We start from the raw sequence: 20,427 nt of genomic DNA, 5'->3' as shown, positions 1-20,427 counted from the left end.
AGCGATGATGCGAGAAACAATTCCGTCTGATCTGAAGGATATAAGCTTTCCCGTCCCGATCCATTACCTCGATCTCTCATCCAGCCAATCCCAGGCTATTTCGCCGCCGATTTCGGATGGGCTCGTGGTCTTCATGTCGGACGGCCTTCCCGTCGGGCAGACCTATATCGAGCGTCCCGAGACGGCGGCAGCACTTGCCGAGCGTATCGTGCAGGCAGACACCCTCGCACATGCGCGTGATATCGCCCAAACCCCTCTTCGTAATCGCGACGTCAGCATTCTGATCTGCACCAAGGACCGGCCGGATCAGCTGCGCCGGTGCCTGGCTTCGATCCCCGAACAATCGCTCCGCCCCACCGAGATCATCGTCGTGGACAATGCCTCCGCGGGCGATGCGACGCGTCGCGTCGTGGAGGAAGCAGGCGCCACCTATGTCCGCGAAGACAGGGTTGGGCTGGACTACGCCCGCAATGCGGCGCTCCGCGCGGCGAAAACCGAATTCGTCGCCTTTACCGATGATGACGTGGTTCTCCATGAGCGGTGGCTGGAGAACCTGATGAAGGCGTTCGATCGCCCTGACATCGCCTGCGTGACCGGCTTGGTCCTTCCCGGGGAGCTCGCAACGCCCGCGCAGTTCATCTTCGAAAAGCATTGGGGTTTCGGCCGGGGTTATCTCCGCCAGGATTTCAATCGGGACTTCTACATCAGCCATGCGCGTTATGGCGCACCGGTCTGGACGATCGGAGCCGGCGCAAGCCAGGCTTTCCGTCGCAAGGTCTTCGACGAGATTGGCCTGTTCGACGTCCGTCTGGACATGGGAGCGGCCGGATGTTCAGGCGATTCCGAATACTGGAACCGGCTGCTCCATCACGGCCATGTCTGCCGCTACGAGCCGACAGCGGTATCCTGGCATTTTCATCGCAAGGATATGAAGGGGCTCGCCAAGCAGATCTATCAATATATGAGCGGCCATATCGCGGCACTGCTGGTCCAGTATCAGAACACGGGAAATAACGGCAATCTCAGGCGCATCCTCGTTTCCTTTCCGAAATACTATGCGCGAAGGGTCCGCAGGCGATTTCGCAAAGGGGCGACGTCGAACGACTTTTTCCTGAAGCAGGAAATGCTCGGAAGCGTCAATGGCGCGCTCTATGTCCTGCGCCGATGGAAGATGCGCGCATGGTGATCGCTGCGACGCCTGACATCTCGTTTCTTATCCCTGCCTACAATGCAGACGATACGCTTGCGGAATGTCTTGCCAGCCTGCAGAAGCAGACGCGATCGAACTGGCAGGCCGTCGTGGTCGATGACGGTTCGACCGACCGCACCTGGGACGTTCTCGACGATATCGCAAAAGCCGATAGCCGCATTCTCCCCGCCCGTCAGGCAAATGCCGGCGCGGCTGCGGCGCGAAACCACGCCGCACGCCTCGCGGCCGCCCCCCTGCTCTGCATGCTGGATGCCGACGACTGGCTGGATCCGACCTTCATCGAAAACATGCAGCCTGTGGCAGAGGATTCGTCTCCTGATGTCATCGCCTATTGCGCGTACCGCCGCGTTGCTCCGGATGGCAGGCTGATGCGGGTGGAGCAGCCTCCCATCCTGACGGGCGATGCCGCCAAACGCGAGTTCTCCTCCTTTTGCGCCCTCGCCATCCATACGGTCGTCTTTCCCAAAAGCCTTTTCGACCGGCTGAAAGGCATGGATGAGACCTTGCAGACCTGCGAGGATTGGGATGTCTGGCTGCGCATGGCCTTTTCAGGCGCTGAATTTCGCCGTGTCGACAAGTGCCTCGCTTTTTATCGTATGAAGTCGGGCTCTCTCTCCGGCAGCCCGACCAAAATGATACGTGATGCCATTCGGGTGACATCGAAGGCGCAAGCGCTGCAAATGCAGGAAGGCTTGTCTGCCGAGGGGCCGGAGACAGGTTGGATCACGCCTCCCGTCAGCCAGCTGCGCATGCTGGCCTGGGTCGTCGCGGCCAAGCTCGATCCGGTTTTAGATGTTGCTGCCCTTGCAGCGCTTCTGCCTGACATGCCGGATGTCGCAGGCTACGAAAACCTTCTTGCCGGTGTCATCCTGCATGGCTTGCAGACCGGGCTCTCTATCGATCGGGCCGACGATCTCATCGATGTGCTCGATAAATGGCTGCCGACGTTCCTTTCGCTCATCCAAATGATTGAGAGCCATTCCTCGCCCGGCACCGGGCGCAAGATTATTGATGCCGTTTCCTGGCACATATCCGCCGCAGACCCTTTGCGGTCCTTCACGCTCGACAATGTCCAGGTAGTCAGCGTCGAACTCGGCAGGCTTTCCAGGATCCCCAAGGCCGTTGAGGCCGATACGCTCATCATGCACGCCTTCTCCGGCGAAAAGCATGTCGGCTCCTTTGTCGGTCCATTCTGGGGCGATCTTTCGATCCGGGCGCAGCTCCGGCTGATCATGCATGAGATGCGTGTGGAAGAGCACCTGCAAACGCCGCCCGCACTGGCCTATGCCAGTTCCTGGACGACGGAGGCGCTGAAGGGATATCGAGCCTTCGGCGGCCTCATCTTGAAGAGCGGCCGGCGGCGAGGCCGTCTGGAAAGGCTGCTGGCGCGCATCGGCCGCAACGCCGTCCTCGCCACGGCGCCAAGCGACAAGCACGACAACGACATCAGGCTCTCCGCCATCCTTCGGAAATTCGAACATGAGCTGAGCCCGCAGTTGCCGGAATCCTCCGGTCCGCGGCCGAAGGAAAGAAGGGAAATTCCGGCCATTCAGTCCGAGGAAGCGTACTGGGACCATATCTTCGAACAGCCGGATCCGTGGAATTACGTCTCGGTCTACGAGCAGGTCAAATATGAGCAGACGTTGGGCCTGATCCCGGATGGGATCGAGAAGGCTTTGGAACTTGCCTGCGCCGAGGGGATTTTCACCCGGAAGCTGGCGCAAAAAGTCGCCCGGCTGACGGCCACCGACATTTCCCAGCGGGCGATCGACAGGGCAGTCGAGCGGTGCCGCGACGATCGCAACGTCGAGCTTCGCGTTCTCGACTTCGTCAGGCAGGATCTTCCGCCCGAACAGGATCTGATCGTCTGCTCCGAAGTCCTTTATTACATGAAGGATGAGGAGATGCTGGCGGCCGCCTGCCGCAAGATGGCGGCCGCATTGAAGCCGAACGGCTGTCTGGTGACCGCCCATGCGCATATCCGCCGGGACGAACCCGACCGGACGGGTTTCGATTGGGGCAATCCTTTCGGCGTCGGGACGATCAAGCGGATTTTTGCCGAACAAGTCGGGCTCGCCCTGGAAGAGACGATCGAAACCGGGCTCTACGCCATCCACCGGTTCAGGAAAGGCCCCGCGGCCGATCCCGTGTTGCGGATCGAGCGCCATGGAACGCCATTGGAGACTGAAGTCGCAAAGCACGTCATCTGGGGTCCAGCTGGCGTCGAGCGCGAACTGGCATGGACGACGGAGGTCACGAGCTCGGTTCCCATTCTCATGTATCACGGGATCACGGAGGAAGGACCGGCGGCACTCCAGCGCTTCCGCACCTCGCCGGAGATCTTCCGCAAGCAGATGCAGTTCCTGAGGCGGCAGGGCTATTACACCCTGACCGCGCAGACCCTGGCGAATCTTCTGCGCAGCGGCAAGCCGATCCAGGGCCGCCCTGTGATGCTGACTTTCGATGACGCCTATCTGGATTTCCGGGCGAACGCCTTCCCGATCCTTGCCGAGAATGATTTCAGCGCCGAGGTGTTCGTGGTGACCGACAAAGTCGGCGGCCGGTCGGATTGGGATTGCGCCTATGGGGAACCTGCGGCCCTGATGTCATGGCCGGATATTCAGGACCTGCACAAAAAAGGCATCAGCTTCGGCTCCCATCTTGCATCCCACACGGCAGCCAGCGCGATGGACAATCAAGCCCTGCTGGCCGAAGCCATGTCGTCGCGCAATACGCTGCGGAGCCGGCTGGGCGCGCCCGTGGAATCCATCGCCCTCCCCTATGGCTCGACTGATTTCAGGGTCCCCGGCATTCTGGCGCTTGCCGGCTACGGCATCGGCTTCACGACGCGGCCTGAGAAAGCCACGCTTTCCGACAATCTCTTCGCCCTGCCGCGCCTTGAAGTGCGCGGCGATCGTCCGCTTGAAGCCTTCCCCGAACTCATGGGCCTGCCGGGAGCCTTTATCGGATGACAGCTGCAGCGCGCCCCTTGGTCACCGTCGTCGTCCCGGCTTACAATGCCGAGAAGACGCTTTTGGAAACATTGAGAAGCATCTCTGCCCAGTCCTACGACCAGCTCGAAATCCTGGTGGTCGACGACGGATCGCGGGACGGCACGTTCGAGCTTGCACGCGATTATAGCCTGAGCGACACCCGTGTCCGGGTTCTCCGCCAGGAAAATGGTGGCGTTGCGCGGGCGCGCAACCATGGCGTCAGGGAAGCGCGCGGCCTCTATATCGCACCCGTCGATGCCGATGATATGTGGCACCCCAGCAAGATCGAGCGCCAGCTCGAGGCGGTGCTGAAATTTCCCGGCGGAAACGGGGTTGCCTATAATTGGTACGCGTCGATCGACGAAAACGGCATCATTTTCGGCCATTCCCGCTCGGTCATGCATCAAGGCAACATCTTCGAACCGCTGCTGAGGGAAAACTTCATCGGCAATGGCAGCACGCCCCTGATGCCGCGGGCCGAGATTCTTCGCTGCGGCGGTTACGACCCCGGCCTGCGTGACAGCGGCGCCGAGGGCTGTGAGGATCTGAAGCTTTATCTGGCGCTCGCCGAGATCCTGCCCTTCGCTTTGATCCCTGATTTCCTCACCGGCTATCGGTTTACCAGGGGAAACATGTCCAGCAATGCCCATCGGATGCTGAAATCCTACGCCCTGGTGATGGCGCCGATCGCCGACCGCTACCCGCATCTGGCGCGCGATATCGAGGCATCGCAGTTCAACACGGCGTGTTGGTATTTCAAGAAGGCATTTCACGACGACGATTATGCCCAGCTCAAAAAGCTGGCGCCGATGATGGCGAGAAAATACCCCTCGCGGCTGATTGTCCACGGCCTGCGCCAGAGCTGGCGCCAGGTGAAACGCCAGGGCATCCGGATCGCAAAGCGCGTCCTGGGCAAGCCTCCGGCCCAGCCCAGGATCCGCTTCACCGCGGCCGTTCCGCAAGCCGGAACGGCTTTCAGCGATCGTTTCGCAAGCCTGCCGGCCAGGGAAACGACCGGCCCCGATCTCTTCACGGGTGGCCTGAAATGAACAGGTTTCGAAAACCCGCTTCCGCCAAGCCGGCCGTCGCCTACAATCTGATCGTGGCGGCGCGGTTCCGCGAGCTTCGGCGACTCGTGCCGGCGCTGCGGTTCAAGATGTCGGTGATGATCGTCCTCGGTATCCTCACCGGCCTCTCCGAAATGGTCGGCATCACCTTCCTGGTCAGCCTGGTCTTTCTTCTCGGGCAGCAAGGCACGGTTTCCGGCTCCGCCGTTCCGTGGCTTCCAGCGTTTTTCGGCAGCATCGACCTCAGCCTTTCGAAGCCTGTCCTGATCGGCATTCTCATCGGCTCCATCCTCTTCCGGATTTTTCTGGGATGCGCCAATTCCCTCATTGCGAGCACCGTCAACCATCGAATTAGCGACCGCATGCGGGATCGCCTCTACGCCAAGATCCTGACCATCCCCTTCCAGCGCTTTCAGGACTATGAGCGCAGCGACCTGATCAACGTCATCGCCACCGAATCCTACGCGGTGTCCTCGGCGCATGCCAGCCTGGTGCGTTTGGGCATCAACCTCGGCACGATCGTCATCTTCGGCATCGGCATGCTGGTGATGGCCTGGCCGATCGCCCTGCTCGGGCTCGCCTTCGGCTTCATCCATAATTTCGCTTTGGGGTTCTTTGCCGGCGCCTACCGACGCCTCGGCGTCTCGGCGCTGGCAGCCGTGGAAGCGTTGACGCAGCTGAGCTGGACAACCCTGCAGACTTTGAAGGCCGTCAAAAGCTTCGGCCTCGAAACGCGCCACCAGCAACTCTTCGCGACGCTTTCCAGGGAAGTCGGCCAGACCTGGCGACGGTCGGACCGGATGGGGGCGACAACCTCGCTTCTGAGCGAAACGCTGACCTTCGCCGTCATCCTGACGATCATTCTGTCCTCGGAATTCCTGCCGGTCGATTTCAAGGCTGCGCTCTCGGCCACGATCCTTCTCTACAGGCTTCAGCCGCATATCAAGGAATTCGACTCCCAGATCCTGCGCCTTTACGAAATGGAAGCGTCGCTGCAGAACGTCCTGTCGCTGCTTTCCGAAAGCGACGACATCAAACAGGCATCCCAAGGAGAGCCGATTACGCGCCTCGCGGAAGCGATCGTCTTCCACAATGTCTCGTTCGCCTACGAGCGCACGAACGCACCGGCGGTTCGCGGCCTCAGCTTCTCGATCCGGGCGGGCGAGACGACGGCTCTGACGGGACCGAGCGGCTCCGGCAAGACGACAATTCTCAACATGATCCTCGATCTCAACCGGCCGACCCAAGGCACGATTACGGTCGACGGCCGGGATCTCGCAACCATCGACCACTCCAGCTGGCTGCAACTGCTCTCCGTGTCGGGCCAGGACGTGGAGCTGATGGAAGGAACGGTTCTCGACAATATTCGATTTCGTCGTGACATCCCGGATGAGGATATCCGCTGGGCCGCCGATGTCGCCTGCGCCACGGAGTTCATCGAAGATCTGCCCTATGGCTTCGATGAATGGCTGGGCGACGAGGCAATCCGGCTTTCGGGCGGACAAAGGCAGCGGATAGGCCTGGCGCGCGCGCTGGCGAGCCGGCCGCAAATCCTGATTCTGGACGAAGCGACGAGCGCGCTCGACGAAGAGACCGAGATGCGGGTGTTTTCAGCCATCAAGCAAGATGCCGGCAGAACGCTGATCGTCGTCAGCCATCGGCCCGGCGTTGCCAGATTGATGAAAAACCAGATCGATCTTCGCCCGCCCGCGGCCATATCCAAGCTCAGGTGACGACAATGAAGGTGTCAGCCGTATCCGATATTTCCGTGGCCGTCATAATCCCGGCCTACAATGCCGGCCGCTACCTCGCGCAGACGCTTCAGTGCGTCATCGATCAGACCCACAAGGCGCTGGAGATCGTCGTCGTCGAGGACGGCTCGACGGATGACACCGCCTCGATCTGTCGCCGTTTCGCCGCGGGCGATGCAAGGATCCGGGTTCTCTCGACGGAAAACCGCGGCGTCGCCGCGGCCCGCAATACGGGAATCGGGGCAACCACGTCAGGCTATATCGCCTTCCTGGACGCCGACGATCTATGGCATCCGACCTATGTCGAAAGAATGCTTTCGGCTCTCCATCCCCTGCCCCGCACCTGGGGTGCCGTCTATGCGCTTCACCGCTTCATCGACCCCGAAGGCAATTGCCTGAGATCCGGCTCGTCCCTCAGCGCGCGGGACTCCATTCTCGCCCGTCATCTCGTCTTCCGCTTCGTCGGCAATGGCAGCGGCTTCATGATCCGTCGTGCCGTCGTCGACAGGATCGGCGGCTACGATCCGAGCTATGCCCGCCATGGGATCGGAGGATGCGAGGATTTCGATTTCGAACTACGTACCGCCGAGCATTTCAAGATCGAGACGGTACCGCTCGGCCTGGTGGGATATCGTGTTCATTCGGAAGCCATGTCCTCGGACAAATCGCGCATGGCCCGATCGCTTGTCGCAGTGAGTGAGCAATGTATTGGCCGCAACCCGGAACTTCCGGTTTTCGTCGTCAGCTGCGCCCGCGCGTCAGCGCACCTTTATGCATTTTCGAGATTTGCCGCGTTGAAGGATTGGCAGAGCGCCGCGAGTTCGCTGACGTATATCTATCAGCACAGCCCAATGCTTGCTCTCGGCGTTGTCGCCAATCTGATCTACTCAAAGGCCCGCAGAGCCGCACGCAGAGCCTTGTCGAAAGCCCTGCCGGCCGAGGCGCCAAAGGAAAACAATCTCCAGAAATTCGAGGAAATCGACCCGTTGCTCCCACTGGTCGGCGGCTGGTCGCACTTCAGAAGCAGGGCGTTGCTCCGGCGCCTGTCGGAGATCGATCGTTCCGGCGAATGCTCCGTTGCGACATCACGACGGAGGATTGACGCCTGTCGGCCGGAACACCCGTCGTCGGCGCCGATGTAGCGCGAATGCCGTGGAATCCTGCAGGCGCTGGTCACCGAAGCGTCAGGCCACGTCATCAATACCGCGGGCGACAGTGTCCTTGCTGAACTTCCGAGTGTCGTTGGCGCCATTCATTGCGCTAACGACTTTCAAAAGGCAGTCCGAGCCCGCAACCATGGTCGCCCTCCCCGCGAGCAAATCGAGTTCCGCGCAGGCGTCCATCAAGGAGAGATCGTCCACGAAGGTTCGGACGCGTTCGGCGATGGAATCAACATCGCTGTCCGGCTCGAGGGCGTGGCTGCTCCAGGAGGTATCGCCATCTCCGACAGAATTCACGACGACGTAGCTGGGAAAGTGAGCATCGAGTGGCAGGATGGCGGCGAGATCTCGCTAAAGAACATCGTCAAGCCAGTTCGGGTGTGGTTCAGCGGCGGAAGACCCGGACGGGCGGTGAAAGGTGGCGAGGGTGGACGTCCCTCGGTCGCAGTCCTTCCCTTTCTTGGAGGCGCCGGCGACGAAACATTATGCGATGGCTTCACCGAGGATATCATCAATGGGCTCGCGCGGTTTCGTTCGCTGTATGTCAGCGGTCGATACTCTTCGTTCGCATTTAAAGACAGCAGGGATGGCATCGAAAGTATCGCGCGCAAACTCGGGGTGACATATGTGGTCGAGGGTAGTGTACGTCGGCCGGCAGAGCGGCTGCGCGTAACCGCGCGGCTTTTGGATGCGGAAGTTGGCGTTGCTGTCTGGGCCGAACGCTACGACAGACCCCTGACCGACATCTTCGACATCCAGGACGAGATCGCCAACACCATCGTTGGAACACTGGCCGGGAGGATAGAAACCACCCAGACCGATATTTCTCTAAGGAAGCCCCCCGCCAGTCTTGCTGCATACGATCTCCACCTCAGGGGGCTCTCCCGATTCCGCGCCTATGACGTGCGGTCAAACCAGGATGCGGCTACTCTCTTCCAGCAGGCCATCGATCTGGATCCGGAATATGCGCAGGCGCATTCGTTTCTGGCGCTTTCCTCTCTGGCTGCCGAGGGCTACGGGGCCGCGTCGAAGCTGACACGGACACGCTCGGTCGCCCTAGCCCGGAAAGCTGTCGAGATGAGTTCACAGGACGCAACGTGCCAGAGGCTGCTCGGCCAGGCGCTGCTCTACGACCGCGATTACGATATGGCAGAACATCACGCCCGTCGGGCCATCGAACTCAATCCCAACGACGCCGACTGCCTGATGTCGATGGGCTATCTTCTAGTGCAGCGAGGGCGGCCCGTGGACGCACTTGCATTCATGGATCAGGCCGTCCGGCTCAACCCGTTCCATCCGCTCTGGTATTTCATTCACATGGCAGCGGCCCACTTTTCGTTGGGTCAGTACGATCAATGCGTCATGGCCATGCGGAAATTGCCGGACCCACAAGGATGGTTCTTCAGACTGGCGGGCGCCTACGCAAAGCTCGGCATGCAGCGCGACGCAGCCGGCGAAGCCGAAAAGGTCCTCGCAGCGAATCCGCATTTTTCCGTGGACGCTTTCATGAGCACGGCCATCCTTCTGGAGAAAGAAGCCGACCGTGAGAGCCTGAGGAATAGCCTCCTGCTTGCGGGGCTTCCGGCTTGAGCCTCATGGCAACATGCGTGGCGATTGATTCAGAAGGCTTATGCTGAAGCTGATCGAGGAATAAGCGAATGCACCGAAGAGGCCGCGAAGGAACCCCTCGCGCTGAACGAGAGCGCGTTTTTATCCAACTCGGTCGACGGCGCGCTCCCTTCCGGACACCGCCTGAACCTACTCGCTCTGCCGCAAATTCCGGATCCGATCGAACAGCACCGCAAGCACGATCGCCCCGCCAATGAACGTGCCTTGCCAGAAAGCGTTGATGCCGAGCAGGCCGAGGCTGTTGCGGATCACTTCGATGAGGGCTGCTCCGACCAGGGCGCCGAAGGCGGTGCCGACGCCGCCGGCGAGATTGGCGCCGCCGATGACGGCTGCCGCTATGACCTGGAGTTCCATGCCGGCGCCGATATTGGTGGTGACGGCGCCGAGCCAGCCGGTTTGGACGATGCCGGCAATGCCCGCGGACAAGGCCGAGACCATATAGACGGCGACCTTGATGCGGCGCACGGGAACGCCGGTCAGCGTTGCGGCATGCTCGTTGCCGCCGATCGCGAAGACATAGCGGCCGAACCTCGTCCAGCGCAGCACGAAGCCTGTCAGAAGCGCGAGGACGACCATGTAGAGAACCGGGTTGGCGATGCCGAAAAACCAGGCGCCGCCGCCGAGCGCCAGAAGCTTGTCATGATCGGGGCCGAACTGGAAGACGACGGTATTGTTCGAGGCGACCATCGCCAGGCTGCGCGCTATCGACAGCATGCCGAGCGTCACCACGAAGGGCGGAAAGTCGAGATAAGCGATCAACACACCGTTGAAGGCCCCGACCAGAAGCGCCGTGCCGACTGCGGCGGCTATGCCGATTTCGATGCTGTAGCCGGCGTTCATGGTAATTGCGAGCACCATGCTGCAGAGGCAGAGCACCGAGCCGACCGACAAATCGATGCCGCCCGTGATGATGACAAGCGTCATGCCGAGCGCGATGATCGCGACGAAAGTGACGTTGCGGGTGATGTTGTAGAGGTTCTTCGCCGTTGCAAAGGAGTCGGTGGCAAAGGACAGGAAGATGCAGGCAAGGACGACCGCGATCAGAACCCAGAAGGTCTGGCCGCTGATCACTTCCGAAAGCCAGTTCCGCTGCCTCTGCTCAATTGTCTGGTCCAGGGTAATTGCCATCTTCGACCTTCGCTTTTCCCGAGTGGGGCATTTCTCCCGAGCGGGGCTTTTGCCCCGCAGGGTTAGGCAGCGCCGATCAAACCTGTTCGATGGCGCCGGTGATGAGACCCGTTACTTCCTCCGGCGAACTCGCCGCGATCGATTTGTCGGCAACCTTTCGGCCCCGCCGCATGACGATCACGCGGTCGGCGACGGTGAAAACGTCGGGCATGCGGTGGCTGATCAGGACGACCGCAATACCCCGGTCGCGCAGCTCACGGATCAGGTTGAGCACCTCCGCCACCTGGCGGACCGAAATGGCCGCGGTCGGCTCGTCCATCAGCACGATCTTCGCCTCCGACAGCATGGTGCGCCCGATCGCCACCGCCTGCCGCTGGCCACCCGACATCTGCTTGACGAGGTCGCGCGGGCGCGTTTCCGATTTCAGTTCCTTGAAGATTTCGCCGGCGCGCCTGTACATCGTCTTGTAGTCGAGAACCTTCAGAGGGCCGATGCCGCGGCGCAGCTCGCGCCCGAGGAAGACGTTGGCCGCCGCCGTCAGATTGTTGCAGAGCGCCAGATCCTGATGAACGATCTCGATGCCGTGCTGACGCGCCTCGACCGGGCGGTGCATCACGATCTCCTTGCCGTCGAGGCGCATCGTGCCTTCGCTCGGCCGGAAGTTTCCGGCGATCATCTTGACCAGCGTACTCTTTCCCGCGCCGTTATCGCCCATCAGGCCGACGACCTGGCCGGCTTCGAGCGAAAACGACACGTCGTTCACCGCCTGGATGGCGCCGAAATGCTTCGAAATATTGGTGAGTTCGAGAACCGCTGCCAGCCGACCATCCTCCCCGGAACCTGCAGGCTTGCCGTCGCCGTGCGCCAGCCGCCCGCGATCTCGCTCCGCCGATCTCCTCCCGGAAAAGCGATTACGCTCATTTATGCAAAAGCTTGAAGAACCGTCAATCAATTGTCCGCGCTATCGGGCCGTCAATGCAAAAATCCTACTTATTCGTGCAAATACAGATTGACGCCGCAAACGCCGGGATATTAGCTGTTACTGGGAGAACGAGCATGCTGATCCTTGTCACCGGGGCTATGGGCAAGGTCGGGCGGCGCTTCATCGCTGGGCTGCTTGACGAGCCGAGATTTTCCAAAGCACGCATTCGCGCGCTTTGTCATAATCGCATGCTCGATGAAACCGACCGCATCGAAGTGGTCAGGGGTTCCATCGCCGACGCGCATGTCGTGGCGGCGGCGATGGAAGGCGTGACCCACGTCCTGCATCTCGCCACCTGCAAGGAAACACCCACCGATATCATGGATGTCACGGTCAAGGGCCTTTTCTGGCTGCTCGAAGCGTTCCGGGAGAGCCCCACGGCTCGGCAGTTCATCCTCATCGGAGGAGACGCCGGCATCGGGCATTTCTTTTATCGCCATGACGGGCCGGTGACCGAGAAGACGCCGCACCGCGCCTATCCGGGATGCTACGCCCTCTCCAAGGTCCTCGAAGAGGTGATGCTCGAGCAGTTCGCCATTCAATACGGCATCAACACCTGCTGCCTGCGTGCTCCCTGGATCATGGAGAAGGACGATTTCAAGTTCACGCTGTCCTTCGGCGACGATGTCTTCGGCGGGCCCGACTGGAAAACGCTCGTTCCGCCCGCCGATGCCGAACGTTATGTCAAAGATGGCACGGTGCCGCTGCTGCGTGATGCCGACGGGCGCCCGTTGAAGCGCAATTTCGTCCATGCCGACGATCTCGTCTCGGCAATACTGGCCGCGATCGACAACCCGCGCGCAAAGGGGCAGCTCTTCAACATCTCGATGGATCGCCCCGTGGATTATGGGGAAGTCGCCGCCTATCTCGCCCGCACGCGCGGGCTCGGCTCCGTCGACATAGAAAGCCAGTTCCACTCGAACTGGATGGACAACAGCAAGGCCAGATACCTGCTGGACTGGCGTCCTGCCTACGATCTGGAAAAGCTCATTGATTCAGCCTGGGAATACCGGCGTTCAGGGGAGGAGCCTCGTATCGTCTGGTATCCCGGTTGATTACTGGGCGGGCGATGGCGCCCGTCTTCTCAAAGGGAGGAAGCTATGAGGAAGGCATTATTACTTACAGCAGCTGTACTGGCGCTGACGGCCGGACAAGCCTTGGCCGCCAAAAAGCAGCTCGTCATCGTCGTCAAAGGCCTCGACAACCCGTTCTTCGAGGCGATCAACCAGGGTTGCCAGAAGTGGAACAAGGAAAACGCATCCGCCGAATATCAATGCTTCTACACCGGCCCGGCATCGACATCCGATGAAGCCGGCGAAGCGCAGATCGTCCAGGATATGCTGGGCAAGGCGGATACGGCGGCCATCGCCATCTCGCCGTCGAACGCCAAGCTGATCGCCCAGACGCTGAAGACGGCCAATCCAAGCGTTCCCGTCATGACGCTCGATGCCGACCTGGCAGCCGACGACGCCGCCCTGCGCAAGACCTATCTCGGCACGGACAACTACCTGATGGGCGCACGGATCGGCGAATACATCAAGAAGGCCAAGCCGAAGGGCGGCACGATCTGCACCATCGAAGGCAATCCGGGCGCCGACAACATCCTGCGGCGTGCGCAGGGCATGCGCGACACGCTGAGCGGCAAGAAGGGGCTTGCCGCATTGAAGGGCGAAGGCGGCTGGACTGAGGTCGCCGGTTGCCCCGTCTTCACCAATGACGACGGCGCCAAGGGCGTTCAGGCGATGACCGATATCCTCGCCGCCAATCCCAAACTCGATGCCTTCGGCATCATGGGCGGCTGGCCGCTGTTCGGCGCTCCCCAACCCTATCGCGATCTGTTCAAACCGATGGCAGATAAGATCGGCAAGAACGAATTCGTCGTCGGCGCCGCCGACACGATCGGCGACGAAGTGGCGATCGCCAAGGAAGGCCTCGTAACCGCGCTTGTCGGCCAGCGGCCATTCGAAATGGGATACAAGGCTCCATCCGTCATGGTGGACCTGATCGCAGGAAAGCCGGTCGAAGATCCCGTCTTTACCGGGCTCGACGAGTGCACCAAAGACACGGTCGACACCTGCATTCAGAAATAGCGCGCGATCGGAGCGCTCGCGCAAAAGCGGGCGCTCCGAACCATCACGCAAATCACACCTTCGAAGAGAGCGCATGGCCGCCATGACCGGCTTCGATTGCAGTCGCGGGAGCTAGCAATTTCCGAGCTATGTGGCGATGGCAAAGGGCTGCACGATCGCGCCCGAGAAGAGCAATTCCCTAGACCCTGATTTTAGAGAGCGCGCTGGACGAAAATTCGAGCGCGGAGCTGCTGCCCATGATTATCATCATGAATATCCAAAGATTCTTATGGAAAACTGACTATGACGACGACATAAAAATAGGAAATACACAGGTTACTCACAATAAAAATTAATTAACCCAATAATGACATGTGACAATATGAAATTTAACTGCAATCATACATGGGCACTGTGCAGACATTCCTACTGGAGGACCCGTCAACCACCCCGGCGGGTCCTCCAAATTGCGCTTGAAGACAGATCCCTGCAATTGCGGTCCCCTATCGCCGCTTCGACGTAGGAATTTCCTTCGGATCGAAGCGATCAAAAAAGCCATCGTCAGTAGAAGGTAAAGATGGAAGCACCGCCTTCTGCCTTCAATATTTCGAAAACGCAATCAACTTATCAGAGAGCCAAACATCAAAACTGGCGTTGTGACTGAAGTCACCGTCCTCATGCCGATATTATTTATGGGTACACATTCGTGAATATACATGGAATCGAGGACGGAAATACATCCATAGATCAACAATCTGTTAAATTATCACCATCTTATAATTGAGATTTAAATACAACCTCTATACGAAATCTTTAATTTCGCCTTTTGATAAAATTTGCTTAGGTTGCCCGGTTTTTAAGCCTAATTAATCCTCAATTCCACCGCTTGAAGGAGCGGCTTCATTTTTTCTCGTAGGGCCGAAAAAGCTCCTTTTCATGTCGGATTTTCCGAAAGACCGGCGGCCGATCGGCATCACTGACGATAGCATCGCACCGCTCTCTCAACCAACCTGGAGAGGCACCACGCGGAAGGATTGCTAATGCAGGTTGGCAGGGCGCCGGAAATATGACTGTCTGTAATAAATATTGAAATCAAACGCTTACATCAGCTGACACCACCAATCCATACGATAATGCCCGGTGCACCGACTAAATCTCGGCATGCGGCGCCAACAGATTTCAACGAAAGGCCCGATGCAGCCCGCCCTGTTTGACAGCTCTCTCACTTCAACCCGATGATATTTTTGCGGAATCCTCACCGTCCCGATTCAAGGCGCCGAAAGGAGTCGCCGCATGCTCCGACCTGTGTCGAAATGGTCGCACTCGCCCTGCGAATTAACCCTTCATAAAGCATTTGCTTGCTCAACTTATAATTTGTGTCATGGTCACTATAAGTAGCGAGGAGCCGACCGATGAGTGATTTAGCATCGCATGTCCCGGAATTTGGTTACGATGAGCGCGTCATGATCTGCCGCAAGCAGATCGAGAAGGCGGTCTATCAGTTCATTGCGAACACGAAAGTCGACGGATGCGACCCGGCGGAAGTCGCAATGGCGATCGCGGATATTGCCGACGATTACATTTTGCTGCTGGCCCAGAAGCGCAATTTGACCCACTGAGGCCCCTGATCGGCGGCACAGCAGCCGACGCCCACGGCGCGCGGATGGTGATTTCGCAACTACCTCCCAGACAAAGGCAAAGCCGACGAAACCGTCAAAGCTGCTTTGCAAGATGGATGCCGCATAGCAACTGAATGGAGCACCGCTCACCCGACGACCTCATCAATCGGGGCTGCTCCAACCTACCCCACCAGCCAGCAAGAAAAAGCCGTCAAGGAAGAAGCCCACGCCAGGCTTCGCTGCTCGGTCGATCCCTTCCCTTATTCGATGTGATCCGCTTTCAGCACCCTCGGCATGAACCATTTACCGGCAATGGTTCCGGCGGCTCGATCGTAGGCCGGTTCGGCCGGTAATGTCTTGCTTAGGCCCTAACGCACGCATGGCTCCGAAAATCTCAGATCTTCGGAGCCATGTGTGGATTTGAAGTGGTGATGCGTCCTGTCGGACGTCTAGTGGCTTCTCACGCTCATTTGCGGAACTGGGGAGCTCAATTCGGCCATCTCGCTGGTCAAGCCCTCCCCCACTTCCTGCTTCACCGCCTCGAGCGCAAGATCGAGGCAATGCGTCGCGAACTGCAGGTTGACATCCTGAGCGACATGCCGCGCATAGGCGATCATCCGCGCAAGTGCGACGAGTTCGTCCAGACCGTCTTCCGCGCCTTGGTCTGTGGTTATCCTGGCAGCCGATGTCACGCCCATGCCCATTTCTCCAACAAATTGAAGGCATGATACGCGGGTAAACGTGAGCGAGCCCGTGAAAAAAGCGTGACACAACCCTTGGTGACGGTTGTCACATTCAGTTCACAGCGCAGGTCGCGTCCGGAACGAGGTCTCGTGAAGCTTCCAGGGCAGATCGACATCGGCACGCATGTCGCCTGCTTCCTGTACGGCCTTCAGCAATTCCAGGGCATCGATGCGCTTTTGATCAATGGAATTCGCAAGAAGTGCTGCAAGCAGCGATCGGCGGTCCGGCTCGGCCATGCCGACGCATCGTTCGACGATCACCCGCCACGTCCGCTTCTTGAAGAATATCGCGCCTGCGGCCTGTTCGATCTGCTCGCGTTGGCCGTGTGCGAGCAACCCCTTGCCCTCCATCGCATCGAGCGTTGCGCTGACGTTGACGAGCGGCACCGTCAGCGGCTTGCTGCCAAGCGCGCTCGGCGCGTGCGTGAGGGCGACGGCAGCATCGTCGACCAAGCGGCCGGTGCGATAGTCATCAAAAATCCGGCCGATCCCGATCATCCCGAACGGATGGCATTCGGCAGCGCGCAGCGCGCCCATGCTGGCCGCCCCCAGAACCGCGACGCCCAGCGAAAGGGCATGGAAAATTTCCTTGTGCCACACGGGTGCTGCATATTCGAAGCCGCCATCGATCAGGCCGATGACGTTGGCGCCCTCTGCGACGGCAGCCAGCACATCGCCTTGCGTTGCAGGCGGCAGTACGCGTATCCCCTCGCCGACAAGCGACGCCGCATCGGGAAGACTGGGACCTGCGAAAACGATCTTCAAAACCCGATCGCCCTCGCAAGCGCCCTCATTCCAAATCTCCGGGCTCGTTCGCCCTCCGGATTTTCGAGTTCGGGAATGACGACCTTGACGACGCTGAAGGGAAGCGTGTCTTCACTCAGGCGCACGACGATGACCGAAGCGATCCGCCGGTTTCTGAGGGCATCGAGCACATGCTGCAATAGGAGCGAGAGATCCCCTGCCACCCCCTCACCGCAAAGGGCGGCCGCGGGAGGCGCGGCAACCGCATCGAAGGCCCGTCGCATCAGCGGCGGCAGGGATTTCGAAAAGGTTGCCGGAGAAATATCGTCCCTGGCGCCGCTGATATAGGTCAGCCGGGATTGCACAGCCTCCGTCACCGCCCGGATGGCGGCGCGGAGGGCAGATGGATGGGCTCCGGTGCCGCCCGTCACCTCGACCAGGCGGATATCTCTGCCGCCGTCAGAATCCCGCCGGCTCGGAATGAGGTCCCCAGGCCCCAGCATGGCGGTGAAACACGGGATCCCGATATCGCTGGTGATATCGAAGAGCCGCAGCGCCAGACCCGATGCCTCGATCTTGTCGATCAGCCCGGTGAGCGCGGCGTCCTCAAAACCGCGGGGATCGACACAACAGGCATAGCGATCCTTCTCCCCGCCCACCTGCCACAGCACATGGGCGTCGCGCTCGATGCGTTCCAGCACGCCGTGAAGGATCGCCTCCTCGACATTGTTTCCCGATGCCAGGCCATCCGACGACATCCAGTATCGGGCGTCGCGCGTGCGGTCGAGCACCACCGCCTCGAAGGGAATGTGAACCGTATCGCCGGTGAGAATATTGATGCCGGCAACCCATTCCGTCTCTTCGTCCGGCCCGAGATCCGCTTTGTGAACAGCCGTCAGGCAGTTCACTGTGTCGGTCTCATAGCCCATCGCCTGCAGGCTGGATGCGGAACCATGGATGAGCGTGACGGAGGGTTCGCCGGCAACCGCCCGTTCGAGGGCTTCCATGACTGTCGATACCCTGGCGTCGAAATCGGTCAGGCCCTTTCCCTGGGCAATCACGATCGACCGCGAATTCGGGGCATATGCGCACCAGACAGGGATCCCGATATCGTCAAGCCCGGTGTGGCGCGCAACCCGGGTTATGCCGAACCCGGCCAAAAAAGGTTCGACGCGGGAAAGGGTTTCCCGCGGCGACATGATCCTGTCGGAATATATGTTGGGCGACCGGTGCGTCAGAACGGCGGCTCAGCCGTCGACGTGACCGGAAAGGGCAACCTGCGCCGACGAAACGGCGACGGCGAGATCGACCCCCTTCACGAACGTGCCGCCGACTTTGCGCAGGTCGTTCGCGGTCGCCAGATCGCCCGTTGGATTGAGCGGCTTGACCGTGCCCGTACCGAGATCGGCAAGCCAAAGACCTGTTTCGCCGGGTATTCCTATAATGACTGCCTTTGCCATGTAATGCCCTTAAATGATTGTTAAAAACCAGCCCTTAACAGGCCCTCCCGATAAAGCTCTTTTTGCCAGTGCTCCTTGAAGGGAACGATGGCGAGCCACTTCTCGACGTCGAACACCGGGTTGATGCTCTCGGCGCGTTGCCGATGGAATAGCGCCCGCTTTCGATCGCCGATCATTGCGCAACTGGCCGCCGCAATGCGATGGGCCGGCGCTTTGTCTTTCATCGCCTCGACATAGGCGATGGCCTGCTCATACTGTTCCAGGAAGAAGCTCGCTCCCGCGGCACACCAGAGATAGGCGTCAGGCGCGATTGGATTGAGCGCGATCGCCTTTGTGATCTTGGCGAGCGCATCGCCGGGGCGCGACGCATGCACCAGCGTATCGGCATGGCTGTAGATGACATCGGCAAAATGCGGGCTGAGCTCCTCGGCCAGATGCAGCGCCGCGACGCTGGCATCGACATCGCCGAGATAGAGTTTGGTGACGCCGAGTTCGCGATGTCCCGCCGCCGATGACGGGTCCCGCTCGATGGCGCGAAGCGCATTCTGCTCGGCCAGATGCAGCAGCTCATTATCGCCTTGCGCCGTTACCAGCCATTCGCTGGTGAAGGTCCTTGCGAGCCCCGTAAAAGAAGGAGAGAAATCCGCCTTGTGCGACAGCGACTGTTTGAACGCCTTCCTCGCCCGGCGGATATGCGGCAAGGTCAATTTGCTCATCAGGCTCGAGCCGACGAGATAGGCGTGATAGGCCTGCGGATTGGCTTCGAAGCGTAGCCGCTCTTCCTCGTTTTCAGCGAGTTCACTTGCCACCGCCAGGGTCAGTTGCTGCGCGATCAGCCGCCGCTGGCGCGGCAATATATCGGGCGTCATCACGAAGCGATTGGCCCAGATGATCTCGTCGCTGGGGAAATAGACCAGCTGGGCAAATAGTCCCTCTTCGGAGAGCCTCGTATCCAGAAGATAGGAAATCGAGTGCCGGGCGACGACGGCCGCCTTTTCGGAATCGCGACGGATCTGTCCTGCCGTATGCGGCGCGACGATGGAAATGTTTCGAAGCGCGCAGAGTTCGATCGTCACGTCTTCGATCAGGGCGCTCGCCAGCGCAAGCCCCGCATCGGCATGTTTCGATGTCGGGGGAAGCAGCACCAGACGAGGCAGGATCACCGGCATCGCCGATACGCGGCCGATATCGGAAGGCGCCTGACCGTCGACCTCGGAAGGCTTCACCTCCACCCTTGTGCGGCCATCGCCGTTCGGCAGCTTCTCGCTGAACGACGATCCACCCGATAGTTGGTGCAACAAAGCCCTGACCTGCTCGTCGTTCGGATCCCGTTCGAGGATCTGCAGGGCTGTGGTGGAAATAATGCGTGCATCCCCGGGACTTTGCACAGCGGGCAACGCGTCCAGCAGTGCCTGGCGCAATTGCAGCGCCTGGGCGTCCCGCTGCGCCCTCATCCACGCGTCTATCGGCTTGGTTGCCGGTTTGATATTTCCGATGAACCCGCGCTGGGTCAGTTCGGCAATCGCGTTCAGCCGCTCCAGCGGCGGACCGTCGGCGCTAAAGATATCGAGATCGCTGGAAACCGCCTGCTTGTTGAGCCGAACGGAGGTGGCCGTGAAATCGAAGGGAATGTCGGCGCGGGCGCCATCCATCTCGCGGATGCGGGACAACAGTTTGCGCAGATTGAGCCGCGCCTGCTCGGGCTCGACGTCACTCCACAGGAACTGCGCCAGTTCATAACGGCTGAGTTCGTGGCTCGCACCAATATAGAGATGGGCCATCATCAACAGGCCCTTGATCGGATAGCGAACCGGGTCGCCATTCGTTTCGATCAACCGCAGATCGCCGAATGTCTGCAGATGAAGCACAATC

At 60.0% G+C, this 20,427-nt stretch carries 16 protein-coding genes and 1 pseudogene; 10 read left to right on the top strand and 7 right to left on the bottom strand.

Features of this window, described 5'->3' with window-relative positions:
* The first annotated feature begins 4 nt into the window (after window positions 1–4).
* The 7 genes and pseudogenes from EFD55_RS12360 (at window position 5) to EFD55_RS12335 (ending at window position 9,771) form a co-directional block, all read left to right on the top strand.
* Complete coding sequence (locus tag EFD55_RS12360; protein WP_125845334.1) at window positions 5–1,186, top strand: glycosyltransferase family 2 protein; 1,182 nt, start codon at window positions 5–7, stop codon at window positions 1,184–1,186.
* A complete protein-coding gene (locus tag EFD55_RS12355) occupies window positions 1,180–4,182 on the top strand; it encodes a trifunctional glycosyltransferase/class I SAM-dependent methyltransferase/polysaccharide deacetylase (protein ID WP_125845333.1) in 3,003 nt (1,000 codons plus the stop codon). The genes EFD55_RS12360 and EFD55_RS12355 overlap by 7 nt, the downstream gene beginning before the upstream one ends.
* Window positions 4,179–5,252, top strand: a complete 1,074-nt coding sequence (locus tag EFD55_RS12350; protein ID WP_125845332.1) for a glycosyltransferase family 2 protein — start codon at window positions 4,179–4,181, stop codon at window positions 5,250–5,252. Before EFD55_RS12355 ends, EFD55_RS12350 begins: the two co-directional genes overlap by 4 nt.
* Complete coding sequence (locus EFD55_RS12345) at window positions 5,249–7,003, top strand: ABC transporter ATP-binding protein (RefSeq protein ID WP_125845331.1); 1,755 nt, start codon at window positions 5,249–5,251, stop codon at window positions 7,001–7,003. The genes EFD55_RS12350 and EFD55_RS12345 overlap by 4 nt, the downstream gene beginning before the upstream one ends.
* Window positions 7,004–7,008: 5 nt before the next feature.
* On the top strand, window positions 7,009–8,163 hold the full coding sequence (locus EFD55_RS12340) for a glycosyltransferase family 2 protein (protein WP_210276154.1): 1,155 nt from the start codon (window positions 7,009–7,011) through the stop codon (window positions 8,161–8,163).
* A 15-nt stretch (window positions 8,164–8,178) separates the two neighbouring features.
* Window positions 8,179–8,481: pseudogene (locus EFD55_RS34315) on the top strand (adenylate/guanylate cyclase domain-containing protein); the annotation flags it as partial.
* Between the two features lie 15 nt (window positions 8,482–8,496).
* Window positions 8,497–9,771, top strand: a complete 1,275-nt coding sequence (locus tag EFD55_RS12335; RefSeq protein ID WP_165504801.1) for a tetratricopeptide repeat protein — start codon at window positions 8,497–8,499, stop codon at window positions 9,769–9,771.
* Between the two features lie 168 nt (window positions 9,772–9,939).
* Here the strand turns inward: EFD55_RS12335 and EFD55_RS12330 are convergent, their stop codons facing one another.
* Both EFD55_RS12330 and EFD55_RS12325 read right to left on the bottom strand, forming a co-directional pair.
* Window positions 9,940–10,938: an ABC transporter permease gene (locus EFD55_RS12330; protein WP_125845328.1), complete on the bottom strand. Its 999-nt coding sequence runs from the start codon at window positions 10,936–10,938 to the stop codon at window positions 9,940–9,942.
* Window positions 10,939–11,014: 76 nt separating this feature from the next.
* A complete protein-coding gene (locus EFD55_RS12325; protein ID WP_245438463.1) occupies window positions 11,015–11,758 on the bottom strand; it encodes an ATP-binding cassette domain-containing protein in 744 nt (247 codons plus the stop codon).
* A gap of 236 nt (window positions 11,759–11,994) precedes the next feature.
* Here EFD55_RS12325 and EFD55_RS12320 point away from each other — a divergent pair, with 236 nt between their 5' ends.
* From EFD55_RS12320 to EFD55_RS12310, 3 genes are all read left to right on the top strand, one after another.
* Window positions 11,995–12,975, top strand: a complete 981-nt coding sequence (locus EFD55_RS12320) for an NAD-dependent epimerase/dehydratase family protein (protein ID WP_125845326.1) — start codon at window positions 11,995–11,997, stop codon at window positions 12,973–12,975.
* Between the two features lie 45 nt (window positions 12,976–13,020).
* Window positions 13,021–14,010 (top strand): substrate-binding domain-containing protein, encoded by a 990-nt coding sequence (locus EFD55_RS12315; protein ID WP_125845325.1) that lies wholly within the window; start codon window positions 13,021–13,023, stop codon window positions 14,008–14,010.
* 1,391 nt (window positions 14,011–15,401) lie between these two features.
* Window positions 15,402–15,608 carry a hypothetical protein gene (locus tag EFD55_RS12310; protein ID WP_125845324.1) on the top strand — a complete coding sequence of 69 codons (207 nt, stop codon included), beginning with the start codon at window positions 15,402–15,404 and terminating at the stop codon, window positions 15,606–15,608.
* A 449-nt stretch (window positions 15,609–16,057) separates the two neighbouring features.
* Here the strand turns inward: EFD55_RS12310 and EFD55_RS12305 are convergent, their stop codons facing one another.
* The 5 genes from EFD55_RS12305 to EFD55_RS12285 all read right to left on the bottom strand — a co-directional run bounded on the left by EFD55_RS12305 (window position 16,058) and on the right by EFD55_RS12285 (window position 20,423).
* A complete protein-coding gene (locus EFD55_RS12305; RefSeq protein ID WP_125845323.1) occupies window positions 16,058–16,306 on the bottom strand; it encodes a hypothetical protein in 249 nt (82 codons plus the stop codon).
* A gap of 102 nt (window positions 16,307–16,408) precedes the next feature.
* Window positions 16,409–17,116 carry a TfuA-like protein gene (locus EFD55_RS12300; protein ID WP_125845322.1) on the bottom strand — a complete coding sequence of 236 codons (708 nt, stop codon included), beginning with the start codon at window positions 17,114–17,116 and terminating at the stop codon, window positions 16,409–16,411.
* Window positions 17,113–18,294 carry a YcaO-like family protein gene (locus EFD55_RS12295; RefSeq protein ID WP_125845321.1) on the bottom strand — a complete coding sequence of 394 codons (1,182 nt, stop codon included), beginning with the start codon at window positions 18,292–18,294 and terminating at the stop codon, window positions 17,113–17,115. The genes EFD55_RS12300 and EFD55_RS12295 overlap by 4 nt, the downstream gene beginning before the upstream one ends.
* 48 nt (window positions 18,295–18,342) lie before the next feature.
* On the bottom strand, window positions 18,343–18,555 hold the full coding sequence (locus tag EFD55_RS12290; protein ID WP_125845320.1) for a hypothetical protein: 213 nt from the start codon (window positions 18,553–18,555) through the stop codon (window positions 18,343–18,345).
* A gap of 20 nt (window positions 18,556–18,575) precedes the next feature.
* A complete protein-coding gene (locus EFD55_RS12285; protein ID WP_125845319.1) occupies window positions 18,576–20,423 on the bottom strand; it encodes a peptide antibiotic resistance protein in 1,848 nt (615 codons plus the stop codon).
* Between the last annotated feature and the right edge of the window lie 4 nt (window positions 20,424–20,427).

Origin of the sequence: Rhizobium pisi, assembly GCF_003938655.1 — a bacterium.
In the GTDB taxonomy this organism is placed as follows: Bacteria; Pseudomonadota; Alphaproteobacteria; order Rhizobiales; family Rhizobiaceae; genus Rhizobium; species Rhizobium pisi.
The sequence above is the reverse complement of the archived record's forward strand: the minus strand, read 5'-3'. Positions and strand labels throughout refer to the sequence as shown.